This is a genomic window from Streptomyces sp. NPDC048671 (assembly GCF_055587045.1).
This window is the reverse complement of sequence record NZ_JBVJHB010000017.1, coordinates 166342-178815: the sequence shown is the minus strand read 5'-3', so window position 1 is coordinate 178815 and position 12474 is coordinate 166342. Positions and strand designations below refer to the sequence as shown.

Genomic DNA, 12474 nt, shown 5'->3' with positions numbered 1-12474 from the left:
CCGGCAGTCCCGACGTCGGGGGGTGAGCGTCAGGACTGCCGGGGTTCAGCGGCAGCCTGCTCAGACCGTCAGGCCCCGGGCACGCAGCCAGGTCATCGGGTCGATCCCGGTGCCGTCCGGGGTGTGGACCTCAAGGTGAAGGTGCGGGCCGGTCACATTGCCGGTCGCGCCGACGCGCCCGATGGTGTCCCCGGTGGTGACCTTCTGGCCGACGCCGACACCGATCGAGGACTGGTGGCAGAACCACAGCTCCGTACCGTCCTCAAGCTCCAGGACCGTGCGGTAGCCGTAAGCACCGGACCAGCCGGCCGACTTGACGGTGCCGCTGTGGATGGCCTTGATCGGGGTACCGGTCGGCGCCGCGAAGTCGAGGCCCGTGTGGTAGCCGGAGGACCACATCGAACCGGCTTCGCCGAAGGTCGAGGTGATCGTGTACGAGGAGGTGGGGATGGCGTAGCTGGCGGCGAGCTTGGCGAGCCGCGCGGCCTCGGCCTTCTTCTTCGCCTCCGCCTCCGCCTTCTTCTTCGCGGCGGCGACCTTGGCCTCCGCGGCGTCCTGCTGCTTCTTCGCCTCGGCTGCCGCCTTCTCCGCGGCGGCCTTCTCCTCGGCCGCCTTGGCCTCCGCGTCGGCGGAGTCCTGCTGCTGCTCGGCCTGCTGGAGGATGCGGGCGCGGAGCGCCTCGCCGGCGTCCGTCGTGCCCTGCTCGGCCTCGGTGGTGGTGATGCCGGCCGTCGTCAGCGGGGCGGAAGCGGTCTCGGCCCCGGCCTGCTCCGCCTCGGACCCACTGGAGAACAGTGCGCCGACGCCCGGCAGGGACTTGGCCTCGGGGAGCTTGTCCGAGATGGCGTCGGGAAGAGAGATGGAAACCGGCGGCTTGCTCTGCGCGGAGGCCATGCCGCCCGCGCCGACGGCCGCGATGACACCGACGCCGAGAACGGTGGAGCTACGGGCGAGACCATTGCGCTGCTTGGCGACGCGGTGCTTGCCGCGTACGGGGCGGACGGACTCCTCGGTGGGATTCCATTCCTCCCACGCCTTGTCGGACTCGGTCTCGTCGGCCGGGAAGCCGTTGCCGAACTCGCTGCCCCGATCGGTTCCGTAAGCGGTTCCGTGCTCGGTCCCGTAAGCGGTTCCGTGGTGGGTGCCGTATGCGGTGCCGTACGTGGTGCCGTGGTGGGTGCCGTAGACGGCACCGGGCCCGGTTCCGAAGTCATTTCCGTGTTCGGGTACGAACCGGGAGGGGGCTTCGGGGGCAGGCTTGTTGGACGCCACTGGGGCGCACTCCTTTCCTTCCTTCTCGCCTACCGGGTTAGCTGACGGGTTCGGAGCAGGAAGGTCTCCTACGGGTTCCTCCGTCTCGCGACAAGACAGAGATGCCCGATTCACCCCATGTAGGTGGTTCCCCGGTTCCCTTGCGGAATTCGGCGCTCGCGCACGGTGCCGCCTCTGACGGCGGCTGGGACAACCGCGCTGCGTTATCGAACGTTAATAGACACACGGGTCCGATTCCAAGCTGTTCCAGCTGATCATTCGCGCCATTGGCCTGGACTTACGGGGCACAACCGGGTGGAATCGGGCGAGTTGATCGCCCCTCAATCGTTATCCGTTTTCTGACGTTGCGTCAAATGTTATGCGGAGGGGTTCCTTACGGTTACGCACGGTGGCATCGGCCGCGGCCTCTCCCTCACCTCTGCTCACCCTCTCCCCCGTCCGCCCCTTCACCTTCACCCGGCGCCGCCCCCCAGACCCACGATCCTCACGGTCGTGCGCCGCTCCGGCTGGCCCTCGGTGGGGCGCACGACCGCGAGCAGCGCCATGTCGTCGGTCGTCACCCCACCGGTGTGCAGCCGTACGTCATCGGTCAGCGTCGACAGCAGTTCCTCGGGACCCGGGAAGATCCGTCCGCGCAGCCGCTCGGCGGGGTCGTAGAAGACCCCGTCGGCGTCACGGGCCTCGGAGAGGCCGTCCGTGTACAGGAGGAGCGTCGCCCCGGCGGGCAGCTCCCACTCGTCGGAACGGTCCGGCCACACGCCCAGGTCCATCCCCAGGGGCAGCGCGGGCAGCGTGGGCAGCAGCACCTCCAGCACCCCGTCCGAGTGCAGCAGCAGCGGTTCGGGGTGGCCGCGGTTGACGATCCGCACCCGGGTCGAACCCGGCGGGATCTCGGCCAGGACGGCGGTGATGAACCCCTCGACCGCGTCGAGGCCGCCGCGTCTGCTCGATTCCCGCGCCAGCGCACGCTCCAGCCGCTGAGCCACCCCCTCCAGCGACCGCTCCTGCTCGGCAGCCTCCCGGAACGCGCCGATGATCACCGCCACCGCCTCGACCGCGTCCAGGCCTTTGCCGCGCACGTCCCCGACCACCAGCCGCACCCCGTACGGGGTGTCCGTGACCGAGAACAGGTCACCGCCGACGAACTCGTCCGCCTGCGCCGCCTCGTACCGCGCGGCCACGTACAGTCCGCCGATCCGGTCGGACGGCGTCGGCAGCACCGCGCGCATGGCGGTCTCCGCGATGACCCGCGCGGAGGCCAGCTGCTCGTTGCTGCGCCGCACGACGCCGTTGATGAAGACCGCGAGGGCGGAGACGGTGAGGACCGTGAGGAGCTCGATGGACGGCACGACCTGGAACAGGGCGCCGCGGTAGAGCCGCAGCGCCGCTATGGCCACCAACGCGGCGGCTCCGACACGGATGGTGCCCGCCAGCGAGAAGAACGGCGCGGCGATCAGCGGGGCCGCGGCGAAGAGCGGGACAGCGGTGAAGGCGGCCGGGGTGAAGAAGTCGAACACCAACGCGCCGATGATCATCAGGCCAGGCAGAGCCCGGACGAACCGGCGGTTCCGGATCTGGTCGGCCCGCCTCCCTCGCCGCTGCTCCCGCTTCCCCACCTGTGCTCTCCTGCCCGGTGCGCTCAGGGCCGCGGACGGTACCGCGCACCGCCCCCAGACTTCCCGGAGCGCGGTCGCGGGGCTACTCCTCGACGGCCAATGGGAGTACGCGCACGGCGCGCGTCGCACCGGCCGGCGGGCCGATGACCTGACGGCCCGGCGGCCCGGCGGCCCGGCGAACGTACACATGCACAAACGAATCAGGCCCGGCACGCTTTATGCGTGCCGGGCCTGATTCTTCAGTAGCGGGGACAGGATTTGAACCTGCGACCTCTGGGTTATGAGCCCAGCGAGCTACCGAGCTGCTCCACCCCGCGTCGGTAAACCCAACTCTACGGCATGTTCGACGCACTCATGACCACCCCGCGCACGCTCCCCCCGCCCCTCCGCTCCCCTCCCTCGACAGCCTCCCTGGACTGCCCTCCGACGGGCCGAGCCACGTGACCGTGCCACGAACGTCGAAGCGTCGAAGTCAAAGTGTCGAAAATGAGAAGGTGTTGCGAGGAACACGTGTTCTGTCGCAAGGTATCTGCTGCATCCCCCGGACCGGTGGGCTGCCCGTGCGAGCAGACCCGGGACCGCCCGCTTCACCGCGCCGCCCCGCAAGCCGCTCCCGGTCTCTCATCGCAGCCTGTCTGGAGGGCCTCCGCCGATGACCGCACCGATCACTCCCGCCCCCGCTCCCGCAGCCGCCCCAGCAGCCACTGTGGCCTCACCGCTGCGCGGTGCCGTCATCAGTGGCGTGATCGGTGGAGTGATCGGGGCGGTGATGAGCGCGGGAGTCAATTACGCGATCATCGGCATGCCGGACAGCGAGTCGGCCAACGCGGTCAATCACGCGGTATCCGGCCTGGTCAGCGGGTTCCTCGCAGGCTTCATAGGAATCCTCGCGCACCACCGGAAGGTCACATCGGCCGCGCGTGCGGAGGCGGCGGCGAAGGCGGCCGCGCCCCCCGTCTCCGTACCGGAGCCGTAGCCGTACCGAAGCCGTAGCCGGAGCCGTACCGGGACGGCTCCCGCGCCCACTCCGCGAGCCGTCCCGGCCGTCGGTCCCGGTCTCCGCCCGTGTCATTCCGCGTCGGCGATCCGGGGCGTCCGGTCCCGGTCCGAGTCCTGGTCCTGCTCCGAGTCCTGATCCTGGCTCCGGTTTCGCATGTCGCGGTCCGGGGTCGCCCCCGTGTCCGTACCGCGTTGGAGCGACTGAAGGATCGCCAGCCCCTGGCCGACGACGCCCGCCGCCATCTCGTTGACACCGTCGGTGCCGTTGAGCACGGTGAGGCTGGCTCCCGACATCCCGCGGGCGGCCGCGTCGGCCAGGGCCGGCAGGTTCTCCACGATGCGGTTGGCCGCGATGAGTTCCTGGTTGCCTTCCCGCAGCGAGACGGCGCGGGCCGTGTTGGCGTCCGCCTGGGCCTGGGCGAGGGCCCGTTCGGCGTACGCGCTTCCGTCCGCCTCGAACTTCACCTGGTCGCGAGCGGCCTCGGCCAGGGTGCGCTGCCGGTAGGCCTCGGCGTCCGCCGGTCGCCCGACCTCCGCCTCCAGCCGCTGGGCGGCCAGTCCCGCCTGGCGCTGGGCCAGCGCGGTCTGCTCGTCGATGACCTCGTGCGACGCCCTGGCCTGCGCGAGCGGCCCGGCCTGGGCGGCACGGGCGTTGTACTGCTCCGTCTCGGCGAGGAAACCGGCCCTCTTGATCGCGGTGTCCCGTTCGTACTCGGCCTTGAGCGCGGAGGCCTGCTGCTCGCGTTCGGCGGCCTCCTGATCGGCCTTGGCACGGGCGATCCGGGCCTGACCGGCGACCGCGGCGGCGTGCGGGGCGGCCAGGTTCTCGATGTACCCGGTGGCATCGTCGATCTCCTGGATCTGGAGGGCGTCCACGACGATGCCGAGCTTCTCCATCTCTCCGTGGCTGCCGGCGATGACCTCCTGGGAGACCCGGCTGCGTTCCCGGATGATCTGCTCCACGGTCAGTCCGCCCACGATGGACCGCAGGTGCCCGGCGAAGATCCGGCCGACGAGCTCCTCCATCTGGGCCTGCTCGGACAGGAAACGCCGCGCGGCGTTGGCGATGGACACGGCGTCGTCGCCGACCTTGAAGACGGAGACGGCCCGGACCGTGAGGCGGATGCCCTGCTGGGTGACGCAGTCCTCGGTGATCTCCGCCTCCCGGAGCGCGAGGGACAGCATCCGTGCTTTCTGTTTGATGGGAAGGACGAAGCTTCCGTGGCCGGTGACGATCCGGAACTGCGTGTCCTGCGTCTGCCGCTTCGAACCCGATATGAGCATCGCCTCGTTGGGGGCGGGAACGTGCCAGAACAACATGAGCGGACTCCTGTCAGATGTAGGACGCCACTTCGCGGGGTCAGGCGCGGGGTCAGGACGGCAGGGGCTCCACCACCACCGTGCGTGCCGAGACCAGGTCGACGACCACGACACGTACATCCCTGCCGATCGACGTGGCCGACCATGCGGTGTAGGCCTCGGAGCCGCCCCTCACGGCGACCAGCACTTCGCCCGCCCCGTCGGGCGGGATCGGCACGGTGACCCGCCCGACGGCGCCGACCGGACTCCGGCCGGACTCATCCGCCGCGCGCACGCGCACACCACCGCGGGTCCCTGTGCGGACACGTCATCACAGTCACGAGGCGCACCGCCTCCCGGAGGCTCACGCCTCCCTCGACACGTCCACGGTACTCCCAGCACCCCGGCCGGCACCGCTCGTGGAGCCCACCGGGCGAGAGGCGAAATGCGGTGGTATCAATTATTTCGTATTCACCCATTCGGCGCGGCTCCCTGGAGTGGACGATGGACGACTACCCCCTGCTCAACCTGTTCTGGACCATGCTCTGGTTCTTCCTCTGGGTCATGTGGATGTTCCTTCTCTTCCGCGTCATCATGGACATCTTCCGCAGCGACGACCTGGGCGGACTGGCCAAGGCCGGCTGGCTGATCCTGACCCTGGTGCTGCCGTACCTGGGCGTCCTGGTCTACGTGATCGCCCGCGGCAAATCGATGGGGAAGCGCGACGCGAAGGACGCCAGGGAACGGGATGCGGCCTTCAAGGCGTACGTGAGGGATGCGGCCGGCACGGATGCCCCGGGCGGCTCGACGAGGAACAGCCACGTCGACGACCTGACGAGACTCGCCGACCTCAAGGACAAGGGCGCGATCACGGACGAGGAGTACCGCCAAGCGAAAACGAAGCTCCTGGTCTGACCCCGGGGTCCTCGCCCTACTCCGTCGGCAACGGCCCCGGCCCGGCTTGGTGAATTCCAGCGGCCGGGGCTTCCTCATGCTTCCCGCTCGCAAAGAGGATCTCAAAGGATCGGTGGGGCCGCGCCCGTGGTTTCTGCCGGAGGTGGCCGGCGAAGGTCCACTTTGAAATTCCGGACACCGGATGTCCGTGACGGTCGCCTCGAGATGCCGGGTACATGGAAACGGTTGCCCAGTTCCCGTCGCTGGGACAGGATCATCCTGGGCAGCGATGACGGGGGTGGGTATGTCGAGCCAGGAATTGATCGGTGGTCGCTATCGCCTGCTGCGGATGATCGGCGCGGGAGGGATGGGCGTGGTTCATGAAGCGCAAGACGCCGTACTCGACCGCAGAGTCGCCGTGAAGATCCTTTCGGTGGGGGCCGCCGCAATGGACATTGAGGGCATGTCAGAGCGGTTTCGCCGTGAGGCTCGGGCGCTTGCGCGGATCACGGGTCCTGGCGCGCCGACGCTGTACGACTTCGGAATACTCGAGGGTGCCCCGTACTTGGTGATGGAGTATCTCGACGGCGTTGACCTGCAGACGTTGGTGACCTCGCAGAACCGGTTACCAGATGCCGCGGTTATGGGCATCGGCATCGGGGTCTGCTCCTGTTTGGCAGCGGCGCACGACGCAGGCGTGCTGCACCGCGACGTCAAGCCGACGAACGTGCGGATCACCACCCAGGGGCGGGTTGTACTGCAGGACTTCGGGCTTGTCCGTCTGATTGAGGACACAGCTATCACCAAGGTCGGGGCGTTGGTCGGCACCCCCCGATACATGGCCCCCGAGATCATGCGCGGTGAGCGGCCTGGTCCAACGAGCGATCTGTACGGCCTGGGCCTGTGCATGTACCTGATGCTCACAGGTAAGCCGCCGCTTGCGGAGGTCGAGGACGTCGGTGCCGTCGTGGAACGCGCCATCGACGAGGGCGCACTACGACTTACCGGGAGTCACCACCAGGTCCTGCCCGAGCTGGCGGAATTAGTGGATGCCCTGTCTGCCCGGGAACCGTCCATGCGACCACAGGGCGCCGATGCAGCGCTCTCTGTTCTGCTGTCACTGCAGACGCGACCGGACGCAGCCCGGCTGCTCGGTGAACTGGTGAACCGGTGTATCCGTGATGGGGCCGTTGAGTACGTTCACAACCCTTCCGGGTTGGAAACCTCCTATCCAGAGTATCTGGATACCGCCCTCTTCCGTGGTCCCGCTGTGGAGCTGCGGCCTGATCACGGGCTGCCGCTGTCCCTGAGCGACGTGACCCGTCAGACCGTTCTGGGCAGCATGACGGCCGAGAACGCGATATCGCGCCAGAGAGAGGCGGTCAATCTCGTTTTGCGTGGAGAGTTACAGGAAGCCGTCCACGTGCTCACCTCGGTGGTGCAGGTATGTACCACGGCACTTGGCGCCGACCATCCCACGACGCTTAGCAGCCAGTACTGGCAGGCCGTGTGCCTGGCGAGACTCGGAGCGCGCGAGGAGGCACTCGCACTGTTCTCCGGCGTCAGCGCCCGCGTGGAACAAGGAAGGGACGTATCAAGTGCCTGAAGTCGAAATTCGCGTCGCCGAGAACGAACATCCGGATGGGAGCGAGGAAGATCTCCGCTCGCTGCTCCAGTGGGTGGGTGCCGATGAGTCGCTGCGACATGAAGTAAGAGGCCAACTTGCCGGCTCCACAACAGCGCAGCCGGGCTCCATGGGCACCGGCTTCGACGTCCTGCAACTACTGATTGGCTCCGGCCTCTCCACGGGAGCTCTGGTCGTATCCGTTCTGCAGTGGCGCGACTCCAGACGCAATCGGCCGGCGATCACTCTGCGCAGGGGCCCGGTTGAAGTGGAGATTCCGGTGAGTGGCGTACCGGCCGACGTAGCGGAGCGCATCATCGCGCTGCTTGACCAGGAGCCGGACGACGTGGCCGACGATGAACAGGCTTCCTGACCCGGCCGCGTCCAGGGCCGTACTCATCGGCACGCGCTCCTACCGGAGCCTCGAACAGTTGCCTGCGGTGGAGGCCAACCTGCGCGACTTGTCCGAGGCCTTGCGGAACGCAATGCTTTGGGGACTGCCTGAACTGCACTGCACCGTCGTGCTGGACCCCGACGACGGTTCAGCCATGCTGGATCCGGTACACGTTGCGGCGGAGGAGGCCACCGACACCCTGTTCGTGTACTACACGGGTCACGGACTGCGCGACGCCGACACCGCAGACCTCTATTTGTCGCTGACCGGCTCGCGAGAGAACACCGGCTACACCGCGGTGGCCTACGAGCATCTGCGAACTGCCATCCGTTCGTCCAGGGCCCGTCGTCGGGTGATCGTGCTCGACTGCTGCTTCAGCGGGCGCGCTGCCCGCACGCTCGCGGGCGATGGAGACGCACTGGCCATTCGCGTGGCAGTAGACGGAGCGTACGTGCTGACGGCTTCGCCGAAGAACAAGCTGGCCCTGTCTCCGGAAGGCGAGGTTCATACCGCCTTCACCGGCGAGCTGCTGCATTTGATGCGGACAGGGGTAGCCGGCGGAGCGGAACTCATTGACCTGAACACGATCTACCGGGTGCTGGACGAACGGCTGCTGGCAAAGAACCGGCCGAGGCCGCAGCGTTCACAGGAGAACGACATAGGGCGTCTGCCACTTGTCCGCAACCGAGCCCGCGCTGACCGTCACTTTCCGGCGGGCCCGGTCGTGGACGCTGATGTTCGCGCCGCATTGATAGCCTCCGGGCTGAATCTGGCCCGCCTGCTGCGTTCTGCAGGGCGGAACCGTGACGCACTGCCAGTGCTGAGATTGGCACTTGACGAGCAGGCGCCGGGCGGAGAGAGCAACGCCTTCGCCGTGCAGCTCGAACTCGCCGAGGCCTTGGCCGACGCCGGTCAGCTGAGGGAGGCGATCGAGGTGTTGGAGCAGGCATTCCACCAGACGCACAAGACACGCGGCCCGGAAGCTGTGCTGGTCTGCCGCCGACTCGCCAATCTGCTGCAGGAATCCGGTAACCACCTCCAGGCATGTGAGGTGCTCAAACACGCTCTGGACCTCAACCAGAACGGAACCGCCCGTCAACCTGCGACATGACTTGTATGGCCCAGGGTCTAGACATCCGTCGCCCAGCCGTCCGTGAGCTGGTGGCCGACATGGCCGCCCGCGACCGCCGTCGTACGCTGCCGGAACTGCACCGTTTCAGCCGTCAACTGGGAGCCCCCGCATGAGTGATCAGCCGGACCGGCAGACCAAGAAGCCCTTCCTGTACGTCGTCGTGTGCGCCTCCGGCATCGCCGGCGACGTCGGCATCCTGATCTCTGCGGCCCAGGAGGCGAACTGGGATGTGGGCGTCGTCGCCACCCCGCAGGCCCTCGGCTTCATCGACACCGAGGCGGTCGAGACACAGACCGGCTACCCGATCCGCTCGGCCTGGCGCTCGCCCGGCGACCCTCGCCCGCTGCCGCCCGCCGACGCCATCGCGGTGGCCCCGGCCACCTTCAACACGATCAACAAATGGGCTGCCGGCATCTCGGACACCCTGGCGCTGGGCATCCTGTGCGAGGCGTACGGGTTCGGCATCCCTACTGCCGTCATGCCTTACCTGAACTCGGCGCAGGCCGCACATCCCGCATACAGCCAGAGCCTGGAGCGGCTGCGAGAGATGGGCGTCCTGATCGGTTCGTACGAGGCCCACAAGCCGAAGGCCGGCGGTGGCGCGGACCAGTACCGCTGGGAAGAGGCGCTGGAGCTGCTTACTCCCAAGCTGTCCGCACCGGCCTGATCAGCGCCGCCGTGTTGGCGGTGCCTGCGGCGGAAGAGGAGCTGCTGCCCGGCCGTCGCCTCGCCCTGAGCCGCTCGCGGCATGACTCACTGGCTTCAGGCCGACCCGGCTCGCGCATGCGCGCCACGCAGATAGCGCCTGCTGCCAGGCCATCCGCTCACGCCCGAGCCGCGGAAAGACAGAGTGCCTCGATCGACCAAAGCCGATCGAGGCACTAAATAGCAGGTCAGAGGGGAAAACCCCGTCCCGCCAGAGGTAGGCCGTGTGGGACTCGAACCCACAACCAACGGATTAAAAGTCCGCTGCTCTGCCAATTGAGCTAACGGCCCTCGGCGAATCACCCCCGAGCATAGCCCGCCGCGACCCGGCCGCCGATCGGGTATCGGTTGCCGGGCCCCGTCATCGTGGTGGTGGGCCCCGCTCAGCGAGGGGTGTTGCGGGTGATCGTGCGCTTGTGATCGGGGTTGAGGAACCAGTGGCGGGCCGAGGCCAGCCACCAGGTGGCGGCGAAGCCGAGGACCACAAGGACGGCGATCGGGGCGTAGTTGAAGGTCTCCCAGGTGACGGGTGAGACCTGTGGCAGCATGAAGAGCATCGTGATGACCGCCACCCAGACCACCGCGACGATGCCGATGGGGCGTGACCAGCGGCCCAGGTGCCAGGGGCCCCGCCGGAAGTCGTCGCCGCGCAGGAGGCGGAGCAGGGTGGGGATGACGTAGGCGATGTAGAGGCCGATCACCGCGATGGAGGTGACGGCCGCGTACGCGGTGACATTGATCAGGTACGGGAGGCCCAGTACCAGCGCGCCGATGGCGGCCAGCCAGACCGCCGCCACGGGGGTGCGGGTACGGGGGCTGACCGTGTGCCAGATGTGGGAGAACGGGAGGGCGCCGTCCCGGGAGAAGGCGTAGATCATCCGGCTGTTGGCGGTCACGGACGCCATGCCGCAGAAGAGCTGGGCGCCGATCACCACCAGGAGCAGCAGCTTGCCCGTGGTGGCCCCCAGGGCGTCCAGGAGGATCTGGGCGGGCGGGGCGCCGGTCGGGGAGGCCAGGGCGCCGTCGTAGGACTGGATGGCGAAGGTGAAGCCGAGGAGGAGGACGAAGCCGGCGATCCAGGAGGTCCAGATCGACTGGACGATGCCGCGCGGCCCGGCCGTCGCCGCGTCGTGCGTCTCCTCCGTCATGTGGGCAGAGGCGTCGTACCCGGTGAACGTGTACTGGGCCATCAGCAGCCCGATCATCACCACGTAGAAGCCGCTGCCCCAACCGGTGTTGTTCACGAACTTCGTGAAGACGAACGACGCCGACTGGTGGGAGTCCGGTACGAAGGTCAGCGCGCCCACGATGACCGCGACGCCGAACACGTGCCACCACACGCTGACGCTGTTGAGGATCGCGACGATCCGTACCCCGAAAGTGTTCAGCAGGCCGTGCAGGAACAGGATCGCGGCGAAGAGGAGGATCGTGCGGCCGGGCGTGATCCGGAAGTCGAACTGGAGGTTCAGGTAGGCACCCAGGAACGACGCCGCCCCGAAGTCGATCCCGGCCGTCACCGCGACCTGGCCCAGCACGTTGAACCAGCCCGTGAACCACGCCCAGGCCGCCGCCGAACGCGGCGGAGCCAGCCGGTGGGCCCAGAAGTAGAGGCCCGCGGACGTCGGGTACGCCGAACAGATCTCGGCCATCGCCAGGCCGACGAACAGCGTCATCAGGCCGACACCGACCCAGCCCCAGGTGATCAGGACCGGGCCGCCCGTGTTCATGCCGAACAAGTAGAGCGTCAGGCAGCCGGAGAGCACCGAGATGATCGTGAACGAGACCGCGTAGTTGGAGAACGCCGACATCCGGCGGGCGAGGACCTGCGTGTAGCCGAGTTCGGCCAGCCGCTCCTCGTCGGAGACGGAGACGGAAGCGGAAGCGGAAGCGGAGGCGGAGGCGGAGGCGGGAGCGGGAGCGGGAGTAGAAGCGGGTGGGAGGTCTGGCGGGCCGTCGGAGGCGGCGGTCGGGGGCGGGTCGTCGGACGGGGCACCGCCGGGATTGCTTGTCATGCCCCCAGCGATTCCCTTGCCGGAGGCCCGACATGCACCGGGTGCCTGCCGCGCGGGACCGTCAGGTCCCCGGCCGGCGCCCCGACAGGCTTCAGGCCTCGACTGACCGGTACTCATGTCCCGCTGGACCGGGTCCGACCCACCGATGGAGGTCACCACGTCCGTGCCTGCCACCCCGGCCACCCCGGCCACCCGCAGACCGGCTCACAGCACCCGCGAGGGAGTATCGAAACGCGCTCAAAACAAAGATCAGGGCCCGCACACCACCTCAGTGGTGTGCGGGCCCTGATCAGCGGTCAGGCGGTCGGACGATCAGCCGTTGCGCTTCCAGCGCGGCTTGTCGTCGCGGCGGCCGAACGAACCGGTGCTCGTGCCGGTGCCCGTGGAGCGGTGGTCGTCACGGCGACCGGTCGGGCGGTCGCTGCCGCCACCGGCGCGGAAGCCACCCGCCGGACGGTCGTCACGGCGACCGGTCGGGCGGTCGCTGCCGCCGCCGGAGCGGAAGCCACCGGAGGGACGCTCGTCAC

12 protein-coding genes, 2 tRNA genes, 1 pseudogene and 1 riboswitch are annotated in these 12474 nt (G+C 68.4%); of the genes and pseudogenes, 7 read left to right on the top strand and 8 right to left on the bottom strand.

The window, feature by feature from the left end; all coding sequences use genetic code 11:
- Nucleotides 1–60 precede the first annotated feature (60 nt).
- The 3 genes from ACZ6S6_RS31110 to ACZ6S6_RS31100 form a co-directional block, all read right to left on the bottom strand.
- Nucleotides 61–1272 (bottom strand): M23 family metallopeptidase, encoded by a 1212-nt coding sequence (locus ACZ6S6_RS31110; RefSeq protein WP_469708092.1) that lies wholly within the window; start codon nucleotides 1270–1272, stop codon nucleotides 61–63.
- Nucleotides 1273–1283: 11 nt separating this feature from the next.
- A riboswitch (cyclic di-AMP (ydaO/yuaA leader) is annotated at nucleotides 1284–1437 on the bottom strand.
- A 287-nt stretch (nucleotides 1438–1724) separates the two neighbouring features.
- Nucleotides 1725–2888, bottom strand: a complete 1164-nt coding sequence (locus ACZ6S6_RS31105; RefSeq protein WP_469708090.1) for a PP2C family protein-serine/threonine phosphatase — start codon at nucleotides 2886–2888, stop codon at nucleotides 1725–1727.
- Between the two features lie 243 nt (nucleotides 2889–3131).
- A tRNA-Met gene (locus ACZ6S6_RS31100) sits at nucleotides 3132–3205 on the bottom strand.
- Between the two features lie 335 nt (nucleotides 3206–3540).
- On the opposite strand from ACZ6S6_RS31100, the gene ACZ6S6_RS31095 reads away from it, so the two are divergent.
- Nucleotides 3541–3864, top strand: a complete 324-nt coding sequence (locus ACZ6S6_RS31095; protein ID WP_362960213.1) for a hypothetical protein — start codon at nucleotides 3541–3543, stop codon at nucleotides 3862–3864.
- Nucleotides 3865–3956: 92 nt separating this feature from the next.
- Here the strand turns inward: ACZ6S6_RS31095 and ACZ6S6_RS31090 are convergent, their stop codons facing one another.
- Nucleotides 3957–5207 (bottom strand): SPFH domain-containing protein, encoded by a 1251-nt coding sequence (locus tag ACZ6S6_RS31090; RefSeq protein WP_362960210.1) that lies wholly within the window; start codon nucleotides 5205–5207, stop codon nucleotides 3957–3959.
- A 52-nt stretch (nucleotides 5208–5259) separates the two neighbouring features.
- Nucleotides 5260–5481, bottom strand: a complete 222-nt coding sequence (locus ACZ6S6_RS31085) for a hypothetical protein (protein ID WP_363075701.1) — start codon at nucleotides 5479–5481, stop codon at nucleotides 5260–5262.
- A gap of 209 nt (nucleotides 5482–5690) precedes the next feature.
- Between ACZ6S6_RS31085 and ACZ6S6_RS31080 the strand changes: the two genes are divergently transcribed.
- The 6 genes and pseudogenes from ACZ6S6_RS31080 (at nucleotide 5691) to ACZ6S6_RS31055 (ending at nucleotide 9897) form a co-directional block, all read left to right on the top strand.
- Nucleotides 5691–6101, top strand: a complete 411-nt coding sequence (locus ACZ6S6_RS31080) for an SHOCT domain-containing protein (protein WP_362960204.1) — start codon at nucleotides 5691–5693, stop codon at nucleotides 6099–6101.
- 283 nt (nucleotides 6102–6384) lie between these two features.
- Nucleotides 6385–7686 carry a serine/threonine-protein kinase gene (locus ACZ6S6_RS31075; RefSeq protein ID WP_362960201.1) on the top strand — a complete coding sequence of 434 codons (1302 nt, stop codon included), beginning with the start codon at nucleotides 6385–6387 and terminating at the stop codon, nucleotides 7684–7686.
- Nucleotides 7679–8077, top strand: a complete 399-nt coding sequence (locus ACZ6S6_RS31070; RefSeq protein ID WP_362960198.1) for an effector-associated constant component EACC1 — start codon at nucleotides 7679–7681, stop codon at nucleotides 8075–8077. Before ACZ6S6_RS31075 ends, ACZ6S6_RS31070 begins: the two co-directional genes overlap by 8 nt.
- Entirely contained in the window at nucleotides 8061–9209 is a 1149-nt protein-coding gene (locus ACZ6S6_RS31065) for a tetratricopeptide repeat protein (RefSeq protein ID WP_362960195.1), read from the top strand. The genes ACZ6S6_RS31070 and ACZ6S6_RS31065 overlap by 17 nt, the downstream gene beginning before the upstream one ends.
- Nucleotides 9209–9343 (top strand): annotated as a pseudogene (locus tag ACZ6S6_RS31060) (heavy metal transporter CzcB); the annotation flags it as partial. The gene ACZ6S6_RS31065 and the pseudogene ACZ6S6_RS31060, both read left to right, overlap by 1 nt.
- Complete coding sequence (locus ACZ6S6_RS31055) at nucleotides 9340–9897, top strand: flavoprotein (protein WP_469708086.1); 558 nt, start codon at nucleotides 9340–9342, stop codon at nucleotides 9895–9897. The pseudogene ACZ6S6_RS31060 and the gene ACZ6S6_RS31055, both read left to right, overlap by 4 nt.
- Nucleotides 9898–10153: 256 nt before the next feature.
- Here the strand turns inward: ACZ6S6_RS31055 and ACZ6S6_RS31050 are convergent.
- The 3 genes from ACZ6S6_RS31050 to ACZ6S6_RS31040 form a co-directional block, all read right to left on the bottom strand.
- Nucleotides 10154–10226, bottom strand: a tRNA-Lys gene (locus ACZ6S6_RS31050).
- A 92-nt stretch (nucleotides 10227–10318) separates the two neighbouring features.
- Nucleotides 10319–11947: an amino acid permease gene (locus ACZ6S6_RS31045; protein WP_469708084.1), complete on the bottom strand. Its 1629-nt coding sequence runs from the start codon at nucleotides 11945–11947 to the stop codon at nucleotides 10319–10321.
- A 312-nt stretch (nucleotides 11948–12259) separates the two neighbouring features.
- The coding region (locus ACZ6S6_RS31040; RefSeq protein ID WP_469708082.1) for a hypothetical protein at nucleotides 12260–12474 on the bottom strand (215 nt) is incomplete at its 5' end.